Annotated in this window: 20 protein-coding genes and 2 pseudogenes; 15 read left to right on the top strand and 7 right to left on the bottom strand. The window is 70.2% G+C overall.

The genetic code is table 11. The annotated features are described in order from the left end of the window. The 13 genes from WS91_RS31545 to WS91_RS31485 all read left to right on the top strand — a co-directional run. Positions 1 to 881: ABC transporter permease (locus WS91_RS31545; protein ID WP_059671684.1), on the top strand; the 881-nt coding region annotated here is incomplete at its 5' end. Continuing rightward, positions 882 to 2,756 carry an ABC transporter ATP-binding protein gene (locus WS91_RS31540; protein WP_038755107.1) on the top strand — a complete coding sequence of 625 codons (1,875 nt, stop codon included), beginning with the start codon at positions 882 to 884 and terminating at the stop codon, positions 2,754 to 2,756. Between the two features lie 127 nt (positions 2,757 to 2,883). Beyond that, positions 2,884 to 4,926 (top strand): hydantoinase/oxoprolinase family protein, encoded by a 2,043-nt coding sequence (locus tag WS91_RS31535; RefSeq protein ID WP_038755111.1) that lies wholly within the window; start codon positions 2,884 to 2,886, stop codon positions 4,924 to 4,926. A gap of 13 nt (positions 4,927 to 4,939) precedes the next feature. Beyond that, positions 4,940 to 6,949: a hydantoinase B/oxoprolinase family protein gene (locus WS91_RS31530; RefSeq protein ID WP_059671683.1), complete on the top strand. Its 2,010-nt coding sequence runs from the start codon at positions 4,940 to 4,942 to the stop codon at positions 6,947 to 6,949. A gap of 405 nt (positions 6,950 to 7,354) precedes the next feature. Continuing rightward, a complete protein-coding gene (locus tag WS91_RS31525; protein ID WP_059575635.1) occupies positions 7,355 to 8,836 on the top strand; it encodes an aldehyde dehydrogenase family protein in 1,482 nt (493 codons plus the stop codon). Beyond that, complete coding sequence (locus WS91_RS36605) at positions 8,836 to 9,141, top strand: hypothetical protein (RefSeq protein ID WP_156432583.1); 306 nt, start codon at positions 8,836 to 8,838, stop codon at positions 9,139 to 9,141. Before WS91_RS31525 ends, WS91_RS36605 begins: the two co-directional genes overlap by 1 nt. Positions 9,142 to 9,312: 171 nt before the next feature. Further along, positions 9,313 to 9,981, top strand: a complete 669-nt coding sequence (locus WS91_RS31515; RefSeq protein ID WP_059575630.1) for a haloacid dehalogenase type II — start codon at positions 9,313 to 9,315, stop codon at positions 9,979 to 9,981. 64 nt (positions 9,982 to 10,045) lie between these two features. Next, positions 10,046 to 11,323 carry an NAD(P)/FAD-dependent oxidoreductase gene (locus WS91_RS31510; RefSeq protein WP_038755125.1) on the top strand — a complete coding sequence of 426 codons (1,278 nt, stop codon included), beginning with the start codon at positions 10,046 to 10,048 and terminating at the stop codon, positions 11,321 to 11,323. Positions 11,324 to 11,402: 79 nt separating this feature from the next. Next, a complete protein-coding gene (locus WS91_RS31505; protein WP_038755128.1) occupies positions 11,403 to 11,711 on the top strand; it encodes a (2Fe-2S)-binding protein in 309 nt (102 codons plus the stop codon). Further along, positions 11,693 to 13,111 carry an FAD/NAD(P)-dependent oxidoreductase gene (locus WS91_RS31500; protein WP_059671681.1) on the top strand — a complete coding sequence of 473 codons (1,419 nt, stop codon included), beginning with the start codon at positions 11,693 to 11,695 and terminating at the stop codon, positions 13,109 to 13,111. Before WS91_RS31505 ends, WS91_RS31500 begins: the two co-directional genes overlap by 19 nt. Continuing rightward, the gene (locus WS91_RS31495) at positions 13,111 to 14,262 is read left to right on the top strand and encodes an NAD(P)/FAD-dependent oxidoreductase (protein WP_197422300.1); all 1,152 of its coding nucleotides are present in this window, start codon (positions 13,111 to 13,113) and stop codon (positions 14,260 to 14,262) included. Before WS91_RS31500 ends, WS91_RS31495 begins: the two co-directional genes overlap by 1 nt. Positions 14,263 to 14,422: 160 nt before the next feature. Then, positions 14,423 to 14,863, top strand: a complete 441-nt coding sequence (locus WS91_RS35320) for a helix-turn-helix transcriptional regulator (protein ID WP_226377256.1) — start codon at positions 14,423 to 14,425, stop codon at positions 14,861 to 14,863. Between the two features lie 226 nt (positions 14,864 to 15,089). Then, positions 15,090 to 16,112 carry a PhnD/SsuA/transferrin family substrate-binding protein gene (locus WS91_RS31485; protein ID WP_059671679.1) on the top strand — a complete coding sequence of 341 codons (1,023 nt, stop codon included), beginning with the start codon at positions 15,090 to 15,092 and terminating at the stop codon, positions 16,110 to 16,112. A 51-nt stretch (positions 16,113 to 16,163) separates the two neighbouring features. Here WS91_RS31485 and WS91_RS31480 read toward each other — a convergent pair whose 3' ends face one another. Genes WS91_RS31480 through WS91_RS31450 form a run of 7 tightly spaced genes read right to left on the bottom strand, consistent with a single transcriptional unit; the run spans position 16,164 to position 23,440 of the window. After that, a complete protein-coding gene (locus WS91_RS31480; RefSeq protein WP_038755136.1) occupies positions 16,164 to 16,379 on the bottom strand; it encodes a hypothetical protein in 216 nt (71 codons plus the stop codon). Between the two features lie 25 nt (positions 16,380 to 16,404). Beyond that, positions 16,405 to 17,352, bottom strand: a complete 948-nt coding sequence (locus WS91_RS31475; RefSeq protein WP_059575627.1) for a GNAT family N-acetyltransferase — start codon at positions 17,350 to 17,352, stop codon at positions 16,405 to 16,407. Then, positions 17,349 to 18,623, bottom strand: coding sequence for a phenylacetate--CoA ligase family protein (locus tag WS91_RS31470; RefSeq protein ID WP_197422298.1), 1,275 nt, complete (start codon positions 18,621 to 18,623; stop codon positions 17,349 to 17,351). Before WS91_RS31470 ends, WS91_RS31475 begins: the two co-directional genes overlap by 4 nt. A gap of 18 nt (positions 18,624 to 18,641) precedes the next feature. After that, positions 18,642 to 21,044, bottom strand: a complete 2,403-nt coding sequence (locus tag WS91_RS31465; RefSeq protein WP_059671678.1) for an acyl-CoA reductase — start codon at positions 21,042 to 21,044, stop codon at positions 18,642 to 18,644. 1 nt (position 21,045) lies between these two features. Continuing rightward, complete coding sequence (locus WS91_RS31460) at positions 21,046 to 22,176, bottom strand: LuxE/PaaK family acyltransferase (protein ID WP_059671677.1); 1,131 nt, start codon at positions 22,174 to 22,176, stop codon at positions 21,046 to 21,048. After that, positions 22,173 to 23,075, bottom strand: coding sequence for a hypothetical protein (locus WS91_RS31455; protein WP_156432582.1), 903 nt, complete (start codon positions 23,073 to 23,075; stop codon positions 22,173 to 22,175). The genes WS91_RS31460 and WS91_RS31455 overlap by 4 nt, the downstream gene beginning before the upstream one ends. Further along, positions 23,018 to 23,440, bottom strand: coding sequence for a hypothetical protein (locus tag WS91_RS31450; RefSeq protein WP_156432581.1), 423 nt, complete (start codon positions 23,438 to 23,440; stop codon positions 23,018 to 23,020). Before WS91_RS31450 ends, WS91_RS31455 begins: the two co-directional genes overlap by 58 nt. A gap of 473 nt (positions 23,441 to 23,913) precedes the next feature. Here WS91_RS31450 and WS91_RS35315 point away from each other — a divergent pair. Both WS91_RS35315 and WS91_RS36600 read left to right on the top strand, forming a co-directional pair. Beyond that, a pseudogene (locus WS91_RS35315) lies at positions 23,914 to 24,239 on the top strand (amidohydrolase); the annotation flags it as partial. Between the two features lie 157 nt (positions 24,240 to 24,396). Further along, positions 24,397 to 24,501 (top strand): annotated as a pseudogene (locus WS91_RS36600) (extracellular solute-binding protein); the annotation flags it as partial. Positions 24,502 to 24,855 lie beyond the last annotated feature (354 nt).

The raw sequence follows: 24,855 nt of genomic DNA, 5'->3' as shown, positions 1-24,855 counted from the left end.
CGCGGCGCCGCTCGCGCGCGCCGCGCGCCGCGCGCAAGCCGCTCGCCGCGCGGCTGCGGCTGTCCAAGGGCGGCTGGGCGGGCCTCGCGATGGTGAGCGTCGCGCTGTTCGTCGCGGTGTTCGCGCCGTGGCTCGCGCCGCACTCGGTCGGCTCGATCGTGTCGGCCGACGTGTTCGCCGCGTTCAGCGCGAAGCTGCCGCTCGGCTCCGACTACCTCGGCCGCGACATGCTGAGCCGCATCATCTACGGCACGCGCCTGACGGTGCTGCTCGCGCTCGCGGCGGCGCTTCTCGCCGCGATCACCGGCACGTCGCTCGGCCTGCTCGCGACGGTCGCGGGCCGCGCGGTCGACGAAACGATGAGCCGCCTGCTCGACGCGATCACGTCGATCCCGTCGAAGATGTTCGCGCTGATGCTGGTCGCGGTGTTCGGCTCGTCGCTGCCGCTTTTGATCGTCACGGCCGCGATCAGCTACATGCCGGGCTCGTACCGGATCGCGCGCTCGCTCGCGCTCAACATCAGCACATACGAATACGTGCAGGTCGCGCGCGCGCGCGGCGAGAGCCCGGTCTACATCGCGTGCGTCGAGATGCTGCCGAACATGATCCACCCGATGCTCGCCGACACCGGCCTGCGCTTCACGTTCGTCGTGCTGCTCCTGAGCGGCCTGAGCTTTCTCGGCCTCGGCGTGCAGCCGCCGTACGCGGACCTCGGCTCGCTCGTGCGCGAGAACATCGCCGGGCTCGGCGACGGCTCGCCCGTCGTCATCATGCCGGCGCTCGCGATCGCGATCGTCACGGTCGGCGTGAACCTGCTGATCGACGGCCTGCCGCACCGCGGCCGCCGCAGCGACGCGGCGCTCGCCGCAGGAGAACACTGAATGAACGCGAATCGCGAAAACCTCGTCGAGGTGCGCGGGCTGCGCGTCGTCGGCGGCCGCCCGGGCGAGCCCGTCACGACGATCGTGCACGGCGTCGACTTCGACGTGCGGCGCGGCGAAGTGCTCGCGCTGATCGGCGAATCGGGCTCCGGCAAGACGACGATCGCGCTGTCGCTGATGGGCCACGCGCGCAGCGGCTGCCGGATCGCGGGCGGCGCGATCCGCGTCGGCGACGCCGACGTGCGCGCGCTGTCCGACCCGGCGCTCGCGTCGCTGCGCGGCCGCAAGGTCGCGTACATCGCGCAGAGCGCGGCCGCCGCGTTCAATCCGGTGCGCACGATCCTCGATCAGGTGATCGAGAGCGCGCTGATCCACAAGACGCTGACGCGGCGCGCGGCCGAGGCGAAGGCGGTCGAACTGTTCCGCGCGCTCGCGCTGCCCGAGCCGGAGAAGATCGGCGCGCGCTATCCGCACCAGGTGTCGGGCGGGCAGCTTCAGCGGCTGATGGCCGCGATGGCGCTCATCACCGATCCGGAGCTCGTGATCCTCGACGAGCCGACCACCGCGCTCGACGTGACCACGCAGATCGACGTGCTGCAGGCATTCAAGCGCGTGATCCGGCAGTGCGGGATGACGGCCGTGTACGTGTCGCACGATCTCGCAGTGGTCGCGCAGATGGCGGACCGGATCGTCGTGCTGAGCGACGGCCGCATCCGCGAGATCGGCGACACCGAGCAGATTCTGCACGCGCCGGCGCATCCGTACACGCAGAGCCTGATCGCCGCGGTCACGCCGAGCGATTTCGCGCGCGCGGCCTCGGGCGCGACGGCGCGGGCCGCCGCGCGGCCGCTCCTTGAAGTGCGGCGCGTGACGGCCGGCTACGGCCGCAAGGACGCGAAGGGCCGGCCCGCGAAGACGATTCTCGACGACGTCGAGCTGTCGATCGGCCGCGGACAAACCGTCGGCGTGATCGGCGAATCGGGCTCGGGCAAGACGACGCTCGCGAAGGTGATCGCGGGCCTCGTGCCGGCCGCGGGCGGCCAGCTGCTGCTCGACGGCGCGCCGCTGCCGGGCGATCTGGGCCGCCGCACGAAGGAGCAGTACCGGCGCATCCAGATCGTGTTCCAGAACGCGGATACCGCGCTCAATCCGGCGCACACGGTCGAGCGCACGCTCGCGCGGCCGCTCGCGTTCTATCACGGGATGAAGGGCGAGCGCGCGCGGCGGCGCGTCGCCGAGCTGCTCGAGCTCGTGCGGCTGCCGGCGTCGATCGCCGCGCGCCGCACGGTCGAGCTGTCCGGCGGACAGAAGCAGCGCGTGAACCTCGCGCGCGCGCTCGCGGCCGAGCCGGATCTGATCCTCTGCGACGAAGTGACGTCCGCGCTCGACACGGTGGTCGGCGCGGCGATCATGGAGCTGCTGCGCGACCTGCAACGCAAGCTCGGCGTGTCGTATCTGTTCATCACGCACGACATCGCGAAGGTGCGCGCGATCAGCGACGACATCGTCGTGCTGTACGCGGGCCGGCGCGTCGAGACGGGCAGCCGCGACGCGCTGTGCGCGCCGCCGTTCCATCCGTATTCGCATCTGCTCGTGTCGTCCGCGCCCGAGCTGCGCGCGGGCTGGCTCGACGACGCGACCGAGCGCTGCCGCCGCCCGCTCGCGCCGATCGGCCCGCCGGCCGACAACCCCGAGCTGTGCGCGTTCCTGCCGCGCTGCGCGGCGCGCATCGACGGCGTGTGCAACCGGGCGACGCCGTCGATGCGCACGCTCGACAACGGCGCGCAGGTGCTCTGCCATCGCAGCGAGGCCGACCTGATCCAGTTCCAGGCGCTGCCCGCGGCGGCGGCGCTCGCGGGCGCGGAGCGCGCGTGAAGCGGGCGGCGCAAGCGGCGCGGCGCTCGCCGGCGCGCGGCCGCGCGTCCCGAAGCGCGGCTTCGGATGGTCTTTCCGGTCGTTCGGCGGGCCGCGTCCGCCGGGCATCAATGAACGAGGAATCTTCGTGGGAATCCGAATCGGGGTGGACATCGGCGGCTCATTCGCCGATTTCGCGGTGCTCGACGACGCGACGGGCGAATTGAAGACGCTGAAGGTGTTTTCGCGGCCGGACAGCCCCGGCAGCGAAGTGCTGCGCGGAATGGAGGCGCTCGGCGAGCGCTACGGGATCGCGCCGCGCGACGTCGCGTACTTCACGCACGGCACGACGGTCGGCGTGAACGCGGTCGTGCAGCGCAAGGGCCTGCGGCTCGGGCTCGTGACGACGCGCCATTTCGAGGACGTGCTCGACCTCGCGCGGCTGAAGGGCCCCGACATGTACAACCTGCTGTCGAAGCGCCCCGCGCCGCTCGTGCCGCGCGAGCGCGTGTTCGGCGTGATCGAGCGGCTCGCGGCCGACGGCGGCGTCGAGACGCCCGTCGACGAGGCGAGCGTGCTCGACGCGATCGCGCGGCTGCGGCGCGCGAAGTGCGAAGGCGTGGTGATCGCGCTGCTCCATGCGTATCGCAATCCGGCGCACGAGCACGCGGTGAAGGCGATCGTCGAGCGCGAGATGCCGGGCTTCTTCGTGTCGTGCTCGTCGGACGTGTGGCCGATCATCCGCGAATACGAGCGCACGTCGACCGCCGTGATCGGCGGCTACGTGCAGCCGAAGGTGTCGCATTATCTCGGCTCGCTGCAGCGCGCGCTCGCGCAGACGGGCGTGGCGTGCGACATGAAGGTCACGAAATCCAACGGCGGCGTGATGAGCGCCGAAGCGGGCAAGACCAACTGCGTGCAGATGATCCTGTCCGGCACCGCGTCCGGCGTGATCGGCGCCGCGTACGTCGCGAGGCAGAGCGGCCTCGCGCGCTGCATGAGCCTCGACATCGGCGGCACGACCGCCGACGTCGCGCTGATCGTCGACGGCGAGCCGCAGTACGCGAGCGGCGAATACATCGGCGATTTCCAGATCCACATTCCTTCGGTGTCCGTGTCGTCGATCGGCGACGGCGGCGGCTCGATCGCGTGGGTCGACGATTTCGGCGTACTGAAGGTGGGCCCGGACAGCGCGGGCTCGAATCCGGGGCCCGTCTGCTACGGGCGCGGCGGCACGCGCGCGACGATCACCGACGCGTTCGTCGTGCTCGGCGTGATCGGCAACGCGAGCCTCGGCTACGACTCGGTGAAGGTCGACCGAGCGGCCGCGCATCGCGCGATCGACGCGCTCGCTGAGCGGCTCGGCGCGGATGCATACCGTACCGCCGAGGCGATCGTCGACGTCGCGGTGTCGGGGATGTACGCGGGCGTGAGCCGGATCGTGTCGCGCTTCGGGATCGATCCGCGCGCGTTCGCGCTGCTGCCGTTCGGCGGCGCGGGGCCGATGCTCGCGTGCCATTTCGCGCGCGCGATCGGCATCGACGAGATCGTCGTGCCGATCGCGCCGGGCGTGCTGAGCGCGCTGGGCGGCCTGATCGCCGATACGCGCAACGATTTCGTGAAGACCGCTTACTACGATCTCGACGCGGCGTCGCTCGCGCGCCTTTCCGACGACGCGCGCGCGCTCGAACGCGCGGCGCGCGCATGGATCGCGGATCAGATCGGCGACGATCGCGACGCGCGAATCGCGGTGTCGGCGGACATGCGCTACAAGGGCCAGTCGTTCGAGATCGACACGCCGCTCGAGCTCGACTGGCTGCACGGCGGCGATCCCGCGCCGCTGCGCGACGCGTTTCATCGCGAGCACGCGCGCCTGTACGGCCACGGCGATCCGGGCGCGCGCGTGCAGGTGGTCGCGCTGCGGCTCGTGATCTCGGCCGCGACGCCGAAGCCCGCGCTGAAGGCCGTCGACGCGAGCGACGCGCCGCCCGCGCCCGTGAGCACGATCCGCGTGTTCATGAACGGCGCGTTCCACGATGCGGCGCTCTACCTGCGCCGCGACCTGAAGGCGGGCCAGCGCTTCGACGGCCCGGCCGTGATCGCGCAGGACGACTGCACGACGACGGTGCTGCCGGGCTACCGCGGCCGCGTCGACGCGCTCGGCCAGCTGATCCTCTCGCGCGCGAACTGATCCGGAGAACGCAATGCAATTCGACAAATCGGTGCTGCAGATCTTCGCGAACTATTGCGTCGCGGCGGCGGAAAGCATGGCGTACACGCTCGTGCGAACCGCGCATTCGACGTTCGTGAAGGAAACCGAAGATTTTTCGTGCGCGATCATGACGCCGGACGGGCTCACGTTCGCGTCGCCGAAGACGCTCGGCGCGACGTGGTACGTCGGGCTCGACTACGGCTCGGTGATCCGGATGATCGACAGCTACGCGCCGGGCGACGTCTGCATGACGAACGACGCGTACAGCGGCTTCGTCGCGACCCACACGCCCGACATCGTGATCTGGAAGCCGGTGTTTTACGCGGACGAGATCGTCTGCTTCGTCGGCGGGCACATCCACAACACCGACATGGGCGGCGCGGTGCCGGCGTCGCTGTCGCGCACGCTGACCGAGATCCAGCAGGAAGGCGTGCGCTTTCCGCCTTGCAAGATCGTGCGCGCGGGCGTCGTCGACGACGCGCTCGTGCGGATCATGGCGACGAACGTGCGCGCGCCCGAGCAGAACGTCGGCGATCTGCTCGCGCAGCTCGCGTCGCTGCACACCGGCGAGCGGCGCGTGCTGGAGATCGTCGAGCGCTTCGGCATCGACGGCTTCAAGGCCGGGATGCGCGCGCTCCTCGACTATTCGGAGGAGCAGGCGCGCACGATCCTGCGCGGCATTCCCGACGGCGACTACTCGTTCGCCGAATACGCGGACGAGGATTCGGCGAACGGCAAGCCGATGCGCGTCGCGCTGACCGCGCGCATTCGCGGCGGCGAGGTCGAGATGGACTACTCGGGCAGCGATCCGCAACTGCAATCGTCGCTGAACATGCCGACGGGCGGACACGAGCGGCATGCGCTCGCGCTCGTCGGCCTCGTGTACGTGCTCTATACGCTCGATCCCGACATCCTGCTGAACACCGGGATGCTGCGCGTCGCGCGCTGCGTGCTGCCCGAAGGCTCGGTCGTCAACGCGGTGCCGCCCGCCGCGGTCGGCATGCGCAGCCTCACGTGCAAGCTGCTGCATCTGCTGACCTTCGGCGCGTTCGCGCGCGCGGTGCCCGAGCGCCTCGCCGCGTGCCCGGCGGGCGGGCTGTCGATTCTCAGCGTGAAGACGATGAACCGCGAAGGGCAGACGGTGATGGCGTCGATCGGGCCGATCGGCGGCGGCGCGGGCGGCAGCGCCGCCGACGACGGCGAGGACGGCTCCGGCGCGAACAACGCGTTCCTGCGCAACACGCCGGTCGAGATCAACGAGACGGAAGTGCCGATCCGGATCACGCGCTACGGCGTCGCGCCGGGCTCGGGCGGTGCGGGGCGGCATCGCGGCGGGCAGGGGCTCGTGATGGAGTTCCAGGTGTTCGCGCCGAACACGCTCGTGACCGCGCGCAATCGCGATCGCACGCGCTTCGCGTCGTGGGGGCTGCACGGAGGGCGGCCGGGCGGCAACGCGCGCTTCACGCGCAATCCGGGCACGCCGCGCGAAGAGGCGCTCGACAACAACGATCTCGTCGTCTGCGCGCCGGGCGACGTGATCCGGCTCGTCGGCGCGGGCGCGGGCGGCTACGGCCGGCCGATCGAGCGCGAGCCGGCGAAGGTGCGCGACGACGTGCTGCGCGGCTACGTGAGCGCCGACGTTGCGCGCGACGTGTACGGCGTCGCGCTCGACGGCGACGAGATCGACGTCGAAGGAACGGCCGCGCTGCGCGAAGCGGCGCGTGCGCGGCTAGCGGGCGACGCCGCGCCGGCGTTCGCGTTCGGCGCGTACCGCGACGCGTTCGAGGCGAAGTGGACGGTCGCGCGCTACGCGGCGCTCACGCGCATCCTCGCCGGCGTGCCGGTGCAATGGCGCCACTTCATCAAACATCGGCTGTTCGACGCGCTCGATGCGCGCATCGCAGCCGACCGGGCCGGTTGCGCGGGCGGCGGCGGTGAACTCGTCGATGCGCTGTTCGCCGAGTTGTGCCGCGCGTATCCGCAATTGACGCAGGCGGTGTGACGCGATGCGCGGCGTCGTGCGAACGCTGCGCTCGATGCGTACGTCGCGGACGATCCGGGCGGCCGCGCGGACAGGGGCGGCGAACTCGTCGATGCGTCGTTCGCCGGGCCGCGCCGCGTGCATCCGCCACGGGTGCGGCCGGCGCAGCGCGATGCGCGGCGCCGCCCGACGAATGCACACGATGCGAGCGGCGCTGACGGCGTCGCGGGGCCTCGCGCGACGCGTCTCTCGCGGCGCGGTTTCGGTTTGTGCCGCAAGAGGCGGCCGCGTTGCGCGCATGGCCGGCATTGCGGGCATCGACGGCGTCGCCCGCGGCGCGAGCATGCGCCGTCGTCGCCGCGCATCGCGAGCGCTGCCGCCGCGCGCGTCGCGCCGTTTTTTCTCCATGTTTCAGGAACACACACGATGGACAGTTTCGATCCCGCGCGCGTCGCGGTCCGCAGCGCGCACTTCATCGGCGGCCGGCATGTCGACGGCCCGGGCGTCATCGACGTGAAGCGGCCGTCGGACGGCGTCGCCTACGCGGCGCTGCCGGCGGCGGACGCGTCGCTCGTCGACCGGGCGGTGGACGATGCGTGGCTTGCGTTCAGGACGAGCGACTGGGCGCGCCGCGCGCCGCGCGAACGCGCCCGCGCAATGCGCCGCTGGGCCGAGCTGATCGAGGCCGACGTCGCGACGCTCGCGCCGCTCGAAGCGGTCGGCTCGACGCGCCCGATCGCCGACGCCGCGCGCTGGGACGTGCCGTTCACGGCCGAAGGCATCCGCTTCTTCGCCGAGTGCGCGGACCGCGTCGGCGGCGAAGTCGCGGCGACGCGCGCCGACCATCTCGGGATGACGATCACCGAGCCGTACGGCGTCGTCGCCGCGATCGCACCGTGGAATTTTCCGCTCGTGATGGCGTCGTGGAAGATCGCGCCGGCGCTCGCCGCCGGCAACGCGGTCGTGCTGAAGCCGTCGGAGCTCACGCCGTTCTCGTCGGTGCGGCTCGCGGAGCTCGCGATCGAGGCGGGCGTGCCGCCCGGCGTCTTCAACGTCGTGCACGGCGACGGCCGCACGACGGGCGATGCGCTGTGCCGGCATCCGAAGGTGTCCAAAGTGACGTTCACGGGCTCGAGCCAGACGGGCGCCGCGATCATGGCCGCGTGCGCGCAGCACGGCACCAAGCCCGTGACGCTGGAGCTGGGCGGCAAGAGCCCGCAGCTCGTGTTCGCCGACGCGCCGAATCTCGAGCGCGTCGCGCGGCGCGTCGCGGCGGCGATCGCGGGCAACGCCGGGCAGGTGTGCGTCGCGGGCTCGCGGCTGATCGTCGAGCGCAAGGTTCAGGCGCGCTTCGTCGACGCGGTGGCGGCCGCGTTCGCCGAGCTGCGCCCCGGCGCGACGTGGGCGCGCGGCACGACGCTGCCGCCGATCATCTCCGCGCCGCAGCTTCAGCGGATCGACGGCATCGTGCGGCGCACGCTCGACGGCGGCGCACACGCGGCCGCGGGCGGCGCGCGGATCGAGCTGGCGGGCGACGGCGCGTTCTACGCGCCGACGATCCTTACCGGCGTGACGCCGCAGGCGGAGGCGGTGCGCGAGGAAATCTTCGGGCCGGTGCTGACCGTGCAGGCGTTCGACGACGACGACGAGGCGCTCGCGCTCGCCGCGCACGACCGGTACGGGCTCGCGGCGGGCGTGCACACGGCCGATCTGAGCCGCGCGCTGCGGATGATGCGCGCGATCGAGGCGGGCACCGTGTGGATCAACCGCTACGGGCGCACCGCGGATTTCGCGATTCCGACGGGCGGCTACAAGAGCTCGGGGATCGGCAAGGATCTCGGCCGTCACGCCTACGAAGCGAATTTGCGCGTGAAGAGCGTGCTGATCGATTTCGGCGAGAACGTCTGATGCGGCAGCGGCAGCGGCAGCGCGGCGTGCATCGTCGGGTACGTGTCGGTTCGATGCGCCGATCGATCGCGCGAGCGTGCGCTTGCGCGATCGCGAAGCGTTCGACGCTGGCGGAAAAGCTGCCGGGCGTCGGCCGGACGGCTTTCGGACAGCATCCGGGCAGCGCCCGGACAGCGGCCGAAAAACACCGCGCCGCCGCGCCGAAATCCGCGCCGCATAGTGTGCTGCGCGGATCGGAAAAAACGGTGGATTCTGTGCCGCGCGAGCGCCAATACAAGGCAACTCGGCTTTTTGAAGGTGATTAAATGATTGGCAACAGGCGTGACCGGCGGCGTGATCGCGGTGCGCCGCGGCTTCGCGAAGGCGGACGGCGGGCATGCGTCGCGCACCCGCCGCCGCGCGGTTTCCGAGTTTCGAATGGTCCCGTCGCACGGGCCTGGTTTTGCTGATTACTGGACAAGCTACAGGACAAGGACATGACCCGATTCAAGCCCAAATACATCACGTTCGACTGCTACGGCACGCTCACGCGCTTCCGGATGGGCGACCTCGCGCGCGAGCTGTTCGCCGATCGCGTGAGCGCCGAGAACATGGAGCAGTTCGTCAAGGACTTCGCCGCGTACCGGCTCGACGAAGTGCTCGGCGCATGGAAGCCCTATCAGGACGTCGTGAAGAACGCGGTCCGCCGCACCTGCAAGCGCTGGCACATCGCGTACGACGACGCCGAGGCGCAGAAGTTCTACGACGCGGTGCCGACCTGGGGCCCGCATCCGGACGTGCCGGAAGGGCTCGCGAAGGTCGCCAAGGAGATTCCGCTCGTGATCCTGTCGAATGCGTCGAACGATCAGATCCAGCGCAACGTCGACAAGCTCGGCGCGCCGTTCCATCGCGTGTACACCGCGCAGATGGCGCAGGCGTACAAGCCGCGGCTGCAGGCGTTCGAATATCTGCTCGACAACCTCGGCTGCGGCCCGGAGGACATCCTGCACGTGTCGTCGAGCCTGCGCTACGACCTGATGTCCGCGCACGACATCGGCATCCGGAACAAGGTGTTCGTCGCGCGCGGCCATGAGCCGTCAACGCCGTTCTACGGCTACACCGAGATCAAGGACATCGGCGGCCTCGCGGGCGTCGTCGGGCTGTGATCGGCGCGAGCCGGCGTCGCGCGACGCCGGCTCGCCTGCGTGGGTCAATCGTGTGAAGGAACCGATGAAATTCGAATCGTACTGGCTGGATACGCGCCCGGAATTTTGCGAAGGCTGCGAGGCGCCCGTCGAAGGGCGCGCGGACGTCGTCGTGATCGGCGGCGGCTTCACCGGGCTGTCGGCCGCGCTCGAACTCGCGAAGCGCGGCGTGCAGGCGGTCGTGCTCGAAGCGGGGCAGATCGCGGCCGAGGCGTCCGGGCGCAACGGCGGCCAGTGCAACACCGGGCTTGCGCAGGATTACGCGGCGCTCGCCGCGCGCGTCGGCGCGCCGCGCGCGCAGGCGTTCTATCGCGCTTATGCGAGCGCCGTCGCGACCGTCGATTCGATCGTCGCCGAGCATGCGATCGACTGCGACTTCCTGCGCACCGGCAAGCTGAAGCTCGCGGCGAAGCCGCAGCATTTCGCCGGGCTCGCGAAGACTTTCGAGCTGCTGCGCCGCGACGTCGATCCGGACGTCGAGCTGATCGAACCCGCGCACATGCGCGACGAAGTCGGCTCGGACCGCTTCTACGGCGGCCTGCTGCAACGTACCGGCGCGCAGATGCACATGGGCAAGTTCGGCGTCGGGCTCGCGCGCGCGGCCGTCGCGCGCGGCGCGCGCGTCTACGAGCACGCGGCAGTCACGCAGTTGAAGCGCCTCGACGGCGAGCGCCATGAGATCACGAGCACGCGCGGCACGATTCGCGCGGATCGCGTGCTGGTCGCGACGGGCGCGTCGCAGCTCGGCCCGTTCCAGTGGTTCCGCCGCCGCATCGCGCCCGTCGGCAGCTTCATCGTCGTCACCGAGCCGCTGCCGAAGGCGCAGCTCGATCGCCTGTTTCCGAACCGGCGCGCGTACGTGACGACGCGCCACATCGGCAACTACTTTCGCGTGACGCCCGACGATCGCCTGCTGTTCGGCGGCCGCGCGCGCTTCGCGCTGTCGAATCCGCACTCCGACGCGAAGAGCGGCGACATCCTGCGAGCGGGGATGGCCGCGTATTTTCCGGAGCTCGCGAACGTGCGGCTCGACTATTGCTGGGGCGGCCTCGTCGACATCACGGCCGACCGCCTGCCGCGCGCGGGCCAGCACGAAGGGCTGTACTACTCGATGGGCTACAGCGGCCACGGCGTGCAGATGTCGGTGCACATGGGCCGCGTGATGGCGGACGTGCTGTACGGCGCGGCCGCGAGCAACCCGTGGCGCGAGCTCGACTGGCCGGCGATGCCGGGCCACTTCGGGCACGCGTGGTTCCTGCCGTTCGTCGGTGCGTACTATCGCCTGCAGGACATCCTGCATTGAAGCCGACGACGCCCGGCGCGCGCCGCGCCGCTTCCGATCACGATGCGCTTCGTTCACGCGGAGCGACTGGAGGGCACCCATGAAATCGCGATTCGTTCGGCTGGCCGAGACCGAACGCGCAACCGTGACGTTTCGCGTCGACGGGCGAGCGGTCGACGCGCTCGAAGGCGACACGCTGCTCGTGGCGATGCTTTGCCACACGGGCCATGTCCGGCAATCGGAATTCGGCCCCGAGGCGCGCGCGGGCTTCTGCCTGATGGGCGCTTGTCAGGACTGCTGGGTATGGACGGCCGACGGCGGGCGCGTGCGCGCGTGCACGACGCTCGTCGACGCGTCGCTCGACGTCGTCACGCGACAGCCGGAGGCGCAATGGCCGAACCTCGCGTGATCGTCGTCGGCGCGGGGCCGGCGGGCGTGCGCTGCGCGGCGGCGCTGGCGGAGGCGGGCGTGCGAGCGCTCGTGATCGACGAAGGGCGCCGCGACGGCGGGCAGATCTATCGTCGGCAGCCCGAACAGTTCTCGCGGCCGTATGCGAAGCTGTACGGCACCGAGGCGCGACGCGCGCTCGATCTGCACGGCACGTTCGAGCGGCTGCGCGCGATGGTCGACTACTCGCCCGACACGCTCGCGTGGAACGTGTCGGGCGGCGCGCTCTACACGATGCGCGCGGGTTGCTCGGCGCGCCATCCGTACGATGCGCTGATCCTCTGCCCCGGCGCGACCGATCGGCTGATGCCCGTGAAGGGCTGGCAATACGCGGGCGCATACAGCCTGGGCGCGTCGCAGATCGCGCTGAAGGCGCAGGCGTGCGCGATCGGCTCGGAAGTCGTGTTCATGGGCACGGGGCCGCTGTTGTATCTGGTCGCGAGCCAGTACGTGCAGGCGGGGGCGAACGTCGCGGCGGTGCTCGACACGTCGCCCGCGCGCAACCGGCTGCGCGCGCTGCCGAAGCTGCTCGCGCGGCCCGACGCGCTGTTCAAGGGAGCGCGGCTCGTCGCGTCGCTCAAGGAGCGCGGCGTGACGATCGAAACCGGCGTGACCCCCATCGAAATCCACGGCGGCGACGCGTGCGGCGTGACGGGCGTGAGCTATCGCGATGCGCGCGGCGAAGCCCGCCGCATCGGCTGCGATGCGGTCGCGCTCGGCTATCACCTGCGGCCCGAGACGCAATTGGCCGATCTCGCGGGGTGCGCGTTCCGCTTCGACGCCGGCACGCGCCAGTGGCTGCCGCAGCGCGACGACATGGGGCGGGCGACCGTCGAGCGCGTCTATCTGGCGGGCGACGGCGCGCGCATTCTCGGCGCGGACGGCGCGGAGGCGGCGGGCGAGCTCGCCGCGCTCGCCGCGTTGAAGGACCTCGGGCGTGCGGTCGACGAACGCCGGATCGCCGCGCTGCAACGCACGCTCGCGAAGATGGACCGCTTTCGCGCGGGCCTCGCGCAAGCGTTTCCGTGGCCCGCGCGGCAGGCTGCGCAACTGTCCGACGATACGATCGTGTGCCGCTGCGAGGGCATCAGCGCGGGCGAGCTGCGCCGCGTGATCCGCGACGAGGGCGCGTGCGAGGCGAATCGCGCGAAGGCGTTCAGCCGCGTCGGCATGGGGCGCTGCCAGGGGCGTTATTGCGGCCACGCGGCGGCCGAGGTGATCGCGGACGCGACGAAGCTGCCGCTCGAGGCGGTCGGCCGGTTGCGCGGGCAGGCGCCCGTCAAGCCGCTCGCGATCGCCACGCGCGCGAGCGAGGACACGCCGCGCACCCGCGCGACGGACGAAACAGTGGAGGAATCGTGATGCGGGCCGATGCGGATGTGGTGATCGTCGGCGGCGGCTTCATGGGCGCGGCGGCCGCGTTCTTCCTGCGCCGGCGCGGACGTTCGGTGATCCTGATCGAACGCGCGCTGATCGGACAGCAGGCGAGCGGCACGAACTTCGGCAACGTGCGCCGGCAGGGCCGCTACCTGCCGCAACTGCCGCTCGCGAACCGGTCGCGCGAGATCTGGGGGCGGCTGCCCGAGTTGATCGGACACAGCGCGGAGTTCCTGCAGACCGGGCACATTCGCGTGTGCTACCGGCAGGAGCAGGACGACACGTTCGAGGCCTACGCGAAGGAAGCGAGCCATTACGGGCTGAAGCTCGATCTGTACCGGGGCGCGGCGATGCGCGCGAAGTTTCCGATTCTCGGCCCCGAGATCCTGAGCGCGTCGCATTCGGAGATGGACGGCCATGCGAACCCGCGGCTCGCGGCGCCGGCGTTCGGCCGCGCGGCGGCGCGCGCGGGCGCGAGGATCGAGGAGAACACCGCGATCGTGACCGTCGAGAAGGACGGCGACACGTTCCGCGCGAGCACCGCCGACGGCCGCGTGTTCTGCGCGCCGAATCTGCTCGTGACCGCGGGCGCGTGGGGCAGCCAGTTGAGCGCGCAGTTCGGCGAAGCGGTGCCGATCGAGGTGAACGGCCCGCAGATGGCCGTCACCGAGCCCGTGCCGTACGCGATCCGGCCGGTGGTCGGCGTATCGTCGCCGCACATCGAGGAAGTCGTGTACTTCCGGCAGGTGGAGCGCGGCAACATCGTGATCGGCGGCTGCGCGCGCGCGAGCGCGTATCTCGACGAGCGCCGCGCGAAGGTGCTGCCGGAAAGCACGCTGCTGCAGTTTCGCCAGCTCGCGCGCGTCGCGCCCGCGCTCGCGCGGCTGAACATCATCCGCGTGTGGAGCGGCGTGGAAGGCTACATGCCCGACGATCGCCCGATCATGGGACGCAGCGCGAAGGTCGACGGCCTCTATTACGCATTCGGCTTTTGCGGGCATGGCTTCCAGCTCGGGCCGGGCGTCGGCGATACGATGGCCGAACTGATCGACAGCGGCGCGACGCGCACCCCGATCGAGCCGTTTTCGATCGCGCGCTTCGTGTCGCCGCCAACGGTCGCGCAAGCGGCGGCGTGACGGAGCGCGCATGGCGAACGTTCCGGATCGCATCGACGCCGTCGCGCCCGCTGCGGCGTGCGCTGCGGCGCGCCCTGGGGCACGCCCGGAGTCTCGTCACGGGTCTCGTCCCGAGTCGCGCGCCGTATCACGTCCCGAGTCGCGCCCCGTATCGCGCGCCGTGTGCTGCGCGCTGCGCTTCATCGACACGCACTTCGCGCAGCCGCTCAATCTGCACATGCTCGCGGACGTCGCGGGCCTGAGCGTGTCGCGATTCGCGGCGCGCTTTCGAGACGAAGTGGGCCTGTCGCCGCATCGCTATCTGTGCCGCGTGCGGATACGTCGCGCGCAGGATCTGTTGCTGCGGGGCGTGCCGCCTTCCGTCGTCGCGACCGAAGTCGGCTTCTTCGACCAGAGCCACCTCGGCCGGCATTTCCGGCGGGCGGTCGGGCTCACGCCGTGCGACTACGTCGCGCGGCCTGTCGCGCTGCTCGACGAACCGAATCTCGATGCGCCTGACGATGCGCCCGCGCGGATGAGCCGCGCGCGTGCGGCGTCGAGACCGCCGGGACGCGGCGCCGAGTGCTGCGGCGTTCGGTCGAGCGCGTGTGGCGACGCGTGAGCGTGCGGACTGCGCGCGATGCGGGCCGCACGCGGCGAGTGCGATGCGTGAGATGCGTGAGATGCGTGCGGCGCGATGTCCGCGCACGTCGCTCATTGCCGGATAGCCCTTTGCAATAAGTATTTCGCAAATCGATGTTTGTTCCGCTTCGGGCGATTCCATAAGCTTGGCGTTTCGTCGGTCGTGCGATCGTGCGCGGCGACGTTCGTTCGAGAGGCTTCCGCCGATGAATCGTCACGCTTTCCCGCCGCCGTTCGCCGCCCGCCGCCGCGCGTTGCGCTGCCTTGCCGTCGCGGCGGCCGCGGCGCTCGCCGGCCGCGTTGCGCCGACAACGGCGGCGCAGCGGGCGGCGGCCGCGACGGCGGGCGTCGACGTGTCCGGCGTCACGCTCGTGCTCGGCGATCAGGCGGGCGGCCTGCGTGCGCTCGCCGAGGCGGCGCGCGTGCTGAACGACACGCCGTATCGATTCCGCTGGGCGAATTTCCAGGGCGCGGCGCCGCTCTTCGAAGCGCAACGCGCGGGCGCGATCGACCTCGCGCCCGCGGGCGACTTGCCGGTGCTCACCGCCGCGCTCGGCGATCCGGCGCTGCGGATCGTCGCGACGCGCGTCGGCTCGCCGGCGTCGCTCGGCATCGTCGTGCAGCCCGATTCGCCGGTGCGCGACGTGGCCGACCTGAAGGGGCGCACGGTTGTCGTATCGTCCGCGCGCGGCAGCATTTCGCAGTACCAGCTTTACGGCGCGCTCGCCGAGCGCGGGCTGTCTCGGCAGGACGTCGACGTGAGATTCGTGCTGCCCGTCGATGCGTTCGCCGCGTTCGAGGCGAGGCGTATCGACATCTGGGCGACGTTCGATCCGTATTACGGGCATGTCGTGAGACGCGGCGCGCGCGTCGTGCGCGACGGCGGCGGCATCAACTCGGGCCTCGCGTTCCTGACGTCGCCCGTCGGTACGCTCGACGACCGCGCGAAGCGCGCGGCGCTCGCCGACGCGCTCGCGCGGCTCGAACGGGCGGGGCGCTGGGCGCTCGCGCATCCGGACGAATACGCGAAGGTCTATGCGGCGCTCACGCGTCTGTCGCTCGACACGGCGGCGGACATCACGCGCCGCGCGGCGCTCGCGCAGCGGGCGGTCGGCGCGGCCGACATCGCGACGCTGCAGCAGGTGGCCGATCGCGCGGTGCGCGACGCGATCCTGCCGCGCCGCGTCGACGTCGCGTCGATCGCGGTGCAACGCATCGGCGCGGCTTGATCCGCGAGCGGCCTTCGTCGCGGCGCGATGCGATGTCGCGCGGCGCGGGGCTCATCGGCCGCCCCGGCGACCGGCGTCGGCCTCGATGATCGAGACGCCGTGCCGGACCCGCTGCGCGCGGTGCCGCCGAATCGGGCCGTTCCCGATCTCCGTCGTTGCGACGAAATCCGTCTGCTCGCCGGCCGGCGTCGCGCGCGGGCGCGCCGAGGCTTTTTGCTCGGTGAGCGCGTGACATTCGCGCGCCGCAACGTGATCCACTTCGAGCAACGACCGCCGCACGCCGAGGCCTAATTCATGGACAGCGATTCCCTGATTCGCGCGCACCTGGCTCCGCCTCCGCATAGAGCCGATACAAACGCTCGCCTTGACGATCGCACAGATGTAGCTCCCGTGGCCCCCGTCCGCGCAGCCAAAGCAGCCGCCAGCCGCCGTTCGCGGCGGGCAACAAGCCGCCGAAACGGAATCCGCCGCGCGTCAACACGGGCGCGTGCGCCACATTTTCCGCCGTGGCCGGCAAGCTCAGATCGAGCAACGAACGCGCGGGCAGCGCGGCAATCTCGGCGATCTGCGCTTCACTTGCCCGCGACGTCTCCAGCACGACCCGCAAGCCGTCCCGCGTCAGCGTGAAGTCCGACGCGGCGGAGTCCGGCGCCGGCGGCGCCTCGCCGAACGCCGCGCGCAAACTGTCCAGCCATGCGCGCCAGTGCGCCGGCCAGTCGAGCCGAGGCAGAGGCCACGCACGCAGCGGCAGGCACCCGACCACGATGCTTTCCCGTTCCGCCTGCCCGAACGGCGATTCGACGTAGTCGATCAGCAGCGCCGTGCTGCGAAACCCCAGCGCCAGCGCGACATGCTGGCTGCGCGGATGCGAACAGACCTGCTTGATCGTCACCATGCCGACGCCGAGCCGTCCCGCCGTCGCGTGCAGATGACGGGCGAGCCGGCTCGCGATGCGCTGGCCGCGCGCGTCCGGATGCACAACGTTCAGCGCCAGTTCCGCCAGCCCGGGCCGCGCCGCATCCCGCCACAATGTCGCGTGGCCCAGCAGCCGCCCGTCGCGGACCGCCACCGCCGAGCGCCATCGGCCGCTGACGTTGTGCGCGTGAATCCGGCTCGGCAGATAGACGTCCGGATACACGTAATGCTCGCCATAGACCGCGCGAAACAACGCGCTGACGGGTTCGGCATCGGCCGCCTGATAGTCGCGCACCAATGCCTCCAGCGGATCGCGCTCGCTCATCGCCAGGCCTCCGCATGCGCGTAGTCGCGCTGGTCGACGATCCGCAGCAGCTTGCCCGAGCGCGGATGGGTACGCATCCGTTCCAGTGGCGTCTGCCGTAGCGCCACGCGCAATTGCTGTTCGGCGCACAGTGCCGCGATCGCCGGCTGAGCCATGAATACGGCATCGCGGATCCGTTCGAGATCCAGCGGCGCGCGCGCCGCCAGCAGCAGCGTCAGGCAATCCACGCCGTCCGCGCGCGCGACTTCCAGTTGCCACCCCAGCAGCGCGCATGCTGCGTCGAGCACGCGCCCGAGCGCCTCCGGAAACAGCGACAGCGTGCCGACACGGACCCGGTGGCCATGCGCGGCGCGCCCGAGCAGCGCGAACTTGCGCGCGGGGCCGGGCGGTTCGCGCCAGCACGCGAGATCGCCGCTGGGATAACGGATCACGGGCATCAACCGGCGCTGCAGGTTGGTGACCAGCAGGACGCCCCGGCGCCCGGCTTCGTCGATGGGCTCACCACTCTCCTCGTCGACGATCTCGATCATGCTGTCGTCGTCGAACACGCGATGCTCGCCGTGCCCGCAAGCCTGATCGGCATAGCCGATCAGGCCCGCGTCGACGCTTGCGCAGCCCACCGAGCCGACGCGGGCGCGCGGCAATACCTGTGCGAGCAGCGCGATCTGCTCGTCGAACAAGGTCTCGCCGCCGTAGAGCACTGCCCGCACGTCCGGCAAGGTGTGGCCATGCGCCGCCAGGTGACGGGCGAAACGCAGTAACTGCGCCGGCACGCCGGCCAGGACGTTGATGCGGTGCTGGCGAATCGCGGCTGCCAGCACGTCGTGGTCGACATGGCAGGTGAACGGGTACTCGACGAGGGCCACGGGCGCATGCGACAGCGCGCCGTGGATGAACAACAGGCTGGTGTAGAGGTCGCCCGCGAAGAACAGGTTGGCGACCCGGTCGCCGTCGCGCAGCTGGTGCGCGAGGCCCGCGCCGAACGCCTGCACGAACGCGCGCCATTCGGCGCGGCTGAACACCGACAGCTTGCCGTCGCCGGTGGAGCCGCCGGTCTTGAACACGTGGCCGTCGTTCGGCGCGGCGGTCAGCGCGCGCCAGCGCGTCAGGTCCTGCGAATCCCGCCAGTAATCGGCGGGATCGATCGTCGGCAGGTCGGTCAGGCGCCAGCCGTGGGCGGGCAACGCACGGTACAGCGCGCGGTAGTGAGGCGAATGCGCGCGCGCATGCTCGACGAGGGGAATGAGGCGTGGATGCATGGTGATGAGCAATGTATGGACGACGGAAGTTCAGCCGCGCAGATCCATGACGAACGGCGTCTTGCCGCTGTGTGGATGGCGCTGGAACGCGGCGGCCGCAACGGCGCTCACCTCGAGGCGCAGCAGCCCGCCGCTCACGACCTGGTTCAGCATGGCGTCGTCCAGCACGCGTGCGCGGATCGAGGCCGGATCACCGTCGACGAGCAGCCGGATGCGGTCGCGCCCATCGTCATCACGATCGATCAGCCACTGCATCGGCTGGCCGATGGGCCGGCTCAGTTGCTCCGGATCGACGAAGATCGTGCCGACCCGCAACAGCGCGCCATGGCGGCCGGCGAGCCGGAAGCGCGGCGTCTCCAGCCCGCATGGGCAGACACCCGGTAACCACCGGCCCAGGTCGCCCAGGTCGTAGCGCAGCACCCGCTGGGCTTCGCGGTGGCGCGACGTGAACACCAGCCGGCCGGTCTCGCCCGGCGCGGCAGGGACGTCGCGCGCAGGCTCCAGCACTTCCAGCCATTGCGTGTCCGCCAGCAGGTGGAACTCGCCGTCGGCGCAGCTCGTACACGCATGGCCGAGCGGACCGGCGTCCACCGAGCCGTAGATCGCCGAGCGAATCAGCTCGACGCCGAAGCTCGCCAGATACGTGCGTTGCCCGGCGTTGACATGCTCGCCGCCGCAGAACACCTTGCGCACCCCGCCGTAGCGGCGCAGCGCGTCGCTTTCGCGTTCGAACAGCCGGTGCACGGTGCGCGGCATGCCGATCAGCGTGTCGATGCGCTGTTCGACGATCAGCCGGGCGATCTCGCTGAAATCATCGTCGACGGGGCCGCCCATCGGATACTGCGGCACCCCGAGCGCTTCGAGGATCGTGAAGAAGCTGAGCATGCCGCCGTACAGATTGCCGCCGTAGAGGAGATTCATCACCCGATCGGTGGCGGGGTCCAGTCCGGCGGCGAACAGGCCGTCGGCCGCGGCGCGCATCTGGCGGTGGTAGTCGCGATAGCTGAAGCGGGCCAGCTTGGGCGTGCCGCTGCTGCCGCCGCTCCGGAAGTAGAGTTGCGCCCGCGCGTGATCGGGCTGGTGTTGGAACGCGGCCTTGTCCATCACCGGCGACGCGTGCAGGCCTTCCGGCATGGCAGGCGGTGCGTCCAGGTGGGCGTGGCCGGGCAGCGTGGCGGGGTCGAGGCTCACCGACACGCGGCGCGACAGGCGTTGCAGCGCATAGGCGCCGTCGTGCGGCTCGCCGGCATAACCGTCGTGCATGCGACCGACGGGCGTGATGCGGCTCACGCCCGCCGCGAGCAGCAGCCGGCTCAGCTCGGGCACGCGGGCGGCGGCGACCAGTCCGCAACTTTGCAGACGAGTGCGCCACGGGCGCAGGATGCCGGCCAGTCTCGCACGCGGGGCCGGGCGCAGCTCGACGGTGCGGAACAGCGGCGATGGCGTCAATTCCTCGCGCAAGGTCCACGCGATCCGCCAACCGCCGCCGTCGATGACCTCGCCCGGCGCGTCGGCGAACGCCTGGTCCAGCCGATGGAAGGCCATGCGGGTGCTGATCTCCGCTGCCTCCTGCCGATCCGCGCGCAGCGCGGGCCAATGGGGCGCCCGGCGTCGCAGCGCGGCGGCGAGCCGGCGCGCAAGCGTGTCGAGCGTCGCCGGATCGTCGCTGTCCACCAGCACGGCCTGCGGACTGGAGCAGGCCTGCTGGTCGTGGCGGCACACGTCGTCGGCGAGCGCGTCGAGTTGCGCGTCGCTGAGGGCGTCCGGAGCCAGGTAGGCGAAGCTGATCCGGTGCCCCCAGTCGATCCAGCGGCAACCGGGCGGCAATTGCGCGCGCAGGGCCGCGAGCGCCGTGGCGCCGCCCCACGCGGACACGCCGTCGGCGCAGGCCAGCAACGCACCGAGTCGCGCGCTCGGCACCGGCAGCACGGCGATGTGCGCGGCGAGCCGGCCGCTCGCGTCGTGTCGCAGCAGTTCGGCGAGCAGGCGCGCGCTCAGGTCGTCGGTGCGGCTGCTCGGGCGCAGCCAGTTGATGTTGCCCGCCAGCAGACCTTCCAGCACGGCCATGAAGGGCAGCAGTGCGGCGTTGGCGGGCGTCACGTGCAGCACCACGCCGAGTGGCCGCCATGCTTCGAAGCGTGGCTCGCGGTAATCCGGACGACGCAGCGAGCCGGGCTGCTCGCCCAATTCCCGCGAGAGCTTGGCTTGCAGTGCCGGGCGCCGGCAGAACGCGGCCAGTTCGGCGCGCGCGGCGGTGTCCGGCAGCGCCGACGGCGCGCCTTCCTGCAGCGCCTCGGCGAAACGTTCGGCGCAGGCGAGCACGGTCTCGCTGTCGAGCGGATCGGCGAGCGTGTCGGCGAGCCGTTCGCGCAGCAGCGCGAGCGCCGTGTCGAGGTCGTGGTCGGCGTGCAGCACGCCGTGAAGCAGGTACATGTCAACGCTCCTTGATCAGTTCGGATGCCGCCATCGCGCAGCTCCGGTTCTTGCTGGTGCCGGCGCGGCCCAGCAGGTCGAACCAGTAGGTGGGCGCGCCGCAGCCGCAGCGCTCGGCCGGCCACAACACGGCCAGGTCGCTCAACAGCAGGCTGTGCGCCGGGCTGGAGGAAATGAAGGGCGACGCCAGGTGGAGAAAGCCCGGCGCACCATAGGGCAGCCGGGCCAGCGTGGCGGTGTCGCGGGCCCACGCGCGCGCCCAGCTCGGCACGTGAAAGCGATGGCGGGCACACTCGACGTAGGGCACCGGATGCTCGACCGAGCCATAACCGTCGCGACAGCGCGAATCCGGCACGCCGAGCTGTTCGCCCAGGCGGCGATACAGCTCGGGCTTTGGAATCGCGGCATCCGCATGGGTTTTCCAGCCGCCGCCGAGAAACACCAGCGAGTCGGGATGCAGCGTCAGCGGCGGGACGCCCATGTCGCCCATGCGCCGAAGCGTGAACCACAGGAACGCGGGAAAACCGAAGATGCGCACCGGCAGGCCTTCGTCGGCGAAACGCTGCAGCGCGCGGATCGCGCCAAACGGGTCGAACTCATGACCCGTGCCGGTATGGCGAAGCACATGGACCGCGTGATTGACCGGCGCGTACTTGCACAGGAACTGGTCGGTATAGGCCGTGCCGAGCGTGATCGCGCTGCGGGGTTCGTAGCTGAGCAGCAGGTAGTTGCAAGGTTGATCCGGCGTATGCCAGCCGTAATGCTCGAAGACCCGGTCCACCATCCGCTGGGCGGCGCCCATGCTGCGCGCGTCGTAGCGCATGCGGCTCTTCTGGCCGGTGGTGCCGGACGAGGTCAGCTCGAGTGCGTCCTGGCCGGTTTCGCTGAGCAGCAGATTGCGCTTGAAGTAGTTGGCGAAGATCGGCGGCAATGCCGACCAATCGGACAGTGCGCCCAGGTCCGCGGGCGGACAGCCGTTCCGCTCCAGCCAGCGGCGGTAGCCGGGGCTTGCGTCGCAGTGGTAAGCGACCAGTTCGCGCATCGCGGCGTCGAACAGATGGTCGCAGGCGTCGTCGGCGCGGTATGGGTGTTCGAGCGCGCAGAGCGCGTCCACATGGGGCAGCGTAGTCATGAGAGGGGGAGCAGGGAAGGTGGAAATCGGGCGACGGTGGGAGCAGGGCGCGCTTGGCGCAGCACGCGCCAGAGCAGCGGCGCGGCCAGCAGCGAGACCAGCAGCGAGACCAGGCTGACGCTGATGCCGAAGCGGGTCGGCGAATCCCCGGCGCGGACCCACGCGAGGGCTGCGCCGCCGGCCGCCGGCATCGCGACGGACGGCATGCCGAGCGGCGCGGCGACGCTGCCCGTGGCCTCGTCGGTACTGTATAGCGTCAGCCGGTAAGGCGTCGCGTTACCCAGGCCCACGCCGAATGGGTGGACGGAGAGGCCGGCACGCAGCAGTGGCAGCGTGGGTGACAGCGGCACGACGGCGCCCAGCAGTAGCAAGCCAGCGGTAGCCGGGTACAGCGCGATGCGCAGCAAGCGGGACACGTCGGGCCGGACGGTGAGCCGGTTCAATGCCAGGTTGCCGGCGATCACGGCGCCGAACACGGAAAGCTGCCAGAGTCCGTAGGCCAGCCCGCCGTACCCCGGATCGCGGATCAACCGCGGCGGCAGGCCGATCCACACGATCGGCGGCAGCGGCAACAGGCCGAGCGTGAGGCTGCCGTACACGGGGTCTCGATGACGTGGCTGCGTCGCGTAGTGGGCAAGCACCGCCCGCGCGCGCGGCGGCCGGGGCGGCGGCGCGGCGCGCGCCGTTTCCGGCATACAGCGCCACAGGCCCAGTGTGACCAGCGCGCCAACGGCGCCGATCGCGACGAACAGCTCGCGCCACGACTCTGCCCGCAGCAGCAGCGTGCCGGCCAACGGTCCGGCGAGTGGCGACTGGAGCGCGATATCGGCGAACAGCGCCATCAGCCGTACCGCGTCGCGCTCGGCAAAGGTCTCTTGCAGCGCCGGGTAGCTGACCACGACGAAAAGGTGCCCTTGACGAAGCGCAGCAGGTTGAAGCCGCCGATATGCCGGCTGGCGACCGCGGCCAGGCAGGCGGCTGCGAACACTAGAGTGCCGGTGAGCAGCAACGGCCAGCAGCCGATGCGGTCCGACCGCGGCCCCCGCGGCCATTGGAACGCGATGTCGCCGAACAGGAAGGCATGGAGTGCGACAGGCGCGTGGTGCCGCGCGGCGGACAAGTCGTGGGTGACCTGCAACATCGTGGGCATCACCATATCGCTGGTGAGATGGGCGAGCAGTTCGAAGGTGGCCAGCGCAAGACAGAACAGCACGTCTCGACGGCGGGAAATTTCCAGTAACGGGCGAAATACGGATTCAGACATGGACGATGAATGCGTGATATATGCGGAAAATCAATGGAAATGAATTTTCCAAATAAATGTTGATTTATTTGATTTTAGAATTTCAGAAATTTATTGAACTGAAAAACAATCGTGCAATGAATTTTGAATGAGTCAATTGTCTCGTCATCAGATGCGGCGATGCCGCCTCAACAGTCTCAGGGAAGTCGATCCAGAAAGATTGACGAGGTCGTTGCCGGCAAAAGACGACGGCAGAACGATTCCGGCCACCCGTGCCACGCAGCCTGCGTCAACAATCTATATCAATAGAAATCGGACTAACTCGAAAGATGGATTCCGAAGAATGGCCATTCAAAATCAATTTTAATGGAATTTCTTGGCGCCAGATAATAGTCTAGATGAAATGGAAATGCAGCGATGTGTTTCGTCGGCGCTACAGTGAGAAAAATCAATTGACCGATCGGAATCGAAAAGAAAGTCAGCGAAATCGAAGAGGGGGGAGGTGTCGACGGCGGTCGCAATCCGCGCTTTTCCGGCGGCGTCATAGAGTGGCAGCACGACACATGCATAAAGACGCGGCGTTCGGTCTGCGCAACTGGCCGGGCACTTCGCGGTGCGGCCGGGGCTGCTGAAGGCGTCGACGAGCCTGTTCCGGATCGACGTGCGCGGCGCCGGCCGCCATGGCGCGATACCGCATCTCGGCTGCGATCTGGTGTTCGCGGTCGTGCAGATCCTGACCGCGCTGCAAGGAATCGTCACACGCAACAAGAATCCGCTCGACGCGGCGGTGTTGTCGGTCACGCAGATTCACGGCGATGAACGGAATCAACGATCAGTGTTTCAGCGCCGCCCATGGGGCGGGCTTCACGATGGCGAATCGGCCGGGCGACCGGCCCGTGCCGATTTGCTCGCACAGGCGATGCTCAAGCAGCAAGGGCAATGCTGCGTCGCTTGCATCATCATGGTCGACACGCCGTGGGTACGACGTCGTGATCGCCGGCGACTATTACGTCCCCGTGCTGGTAAGGTCCGGTCTGCTGTTCAGGCTCGATAAGAACAGGTTGCCGAACATGGCAGACATTCCTATCGTGCGGACCGGAGCCGTCCGCCCGGAACCGCTCGCAACCGCCCGCAACCGCTCGGCCGGTGCGTCTCGCGAATTTCGAGCCGCCATCGGATGCCCGATTTCGAGCGGAGGCGTTTGCGACAAGCTGGGCCAAGCCGCATCGCGGCCCCGATGAGCCACCCGCGACGGTTGCGAGTTCGCCATTCGATGCGCCGGTGATACTCGTCACGGTCATGCGCGCGATGGCGTTGTTTGTGCGAACGCGATACGTTCGCGGCGAATACGAGGTTCTTGCTGACGCGCCAATGTCGCCGGATTGCCGATGGCGCTCCGTGGCTCGCGGCGCAAGGCCGGCCGCGACGCCTGAGGG

It is taken from the genome of Burkholderia sp. MSMB1498, from assembly GCF_001526245.1.
GTDB classification, from domain to species: Bacteria; Pseudomonadota; Gammaproteobacteria; order Burkholderiales; family Burkholderiaceae; genus Burkholderia; species Burkholderia savannae.
This window is presented reverse-complemented; position numbering and strand designations above follow the sequence as displayed.

Coding starts and splice junctions, on each gene's coding strand:
- WS91_RS31505 (WP_038755128.1), top strand. CDS start 11,403: ATGAAATCGCGATTCGTTCGGCTGGCCGAGACCGAACGCGCAACCGTG.
- WS91_RS31485 (WP_059671679.1), top strand. CDS start 15,090: ATGAATCGTCACGCTTTCCCGCCGCCGTTCGCCGCCCGCCGCCGCGCG.
- WS91_RS31465 (WP_059671678.1), bottom strand. CDS start 21,044: ATGTACCTGCTTCACGGCGTGCTGCACGCCGACCACGACCTCGACACG.
- WS91_RS36605 (WP_156432583.1), top strand. CDS start 8,836: ATGCGGCAGCGGCAGCGGCAGCGCGGCGTGCATCGTCGGGTACGTGTC.
- WS91_RS31540 (WP_038755107.1), top strand. CDS start 882: ATGAACGCGAATCGCGAAAACCTCGTCGAGGTGCGCGGGCTGCGCGTC.
- WS91_RS31460 (WP_059671677.1), bottom strand. CDS start 22,176: ATGACTACGCTGCCCCATGTGGACGCGCTCTGCGCGCTCGAACACCCA.
- WS91_RS31525 (WP_059575635.1), top strand. CDS start 7,355: ATGGACAGTTTCGATCCCGCGCGCGTCGCGGTCCGCAGCGCGCACTTC.
- WS91_RS31510 (WP_038755125.1), top strand. CDS start 10,046: ATGAAATTCGAATCGTACTGGCTGGATACGCGCCCGGAATTTTGCGAA.
- WS91_RS31530 (WP_059671683.1), top strand. CDS start 4,940: ATGCAATTCGACAAATCGGTGCTGCAGATCTTCGCGAACTATTGCGTC.
- WS91_RS31500 (WP_059671681.1), top strand. CDS start 11,693: ATGGCCGAACCTCGCGTGATCGTCGTCGGCGCGGGGCCGGCGGGCGTG.
- WS91_RS31475 (WP_059575627.1), bottom strand. CDS start 17,352: ATGAGCGAGCGCGATCCGCTGGAGGCATTGGTGCGCGACTATCAGGCG.
- WS91_RS31450 (WP_156432581.1), bottom strand. CDS start 23,440: ATGTCTGAATCCGTATTTCGCCCGTTACTGGAAATTTCCCGCCGTCGA.
- WS91_RS31495 (WP_197422300.1), top strand. CDS start 13,111: ATGCGGGCCGATGCGGATGTGGTGATCGTCGGCGGCGGCTTCATGGGC.
- WS91_RS31515 (WP_059575630.1), top strand. CDS start 9,313: ATGACCCGATTCAAGCCCAAATACATCACGTTCGACTGCTACGGCACG.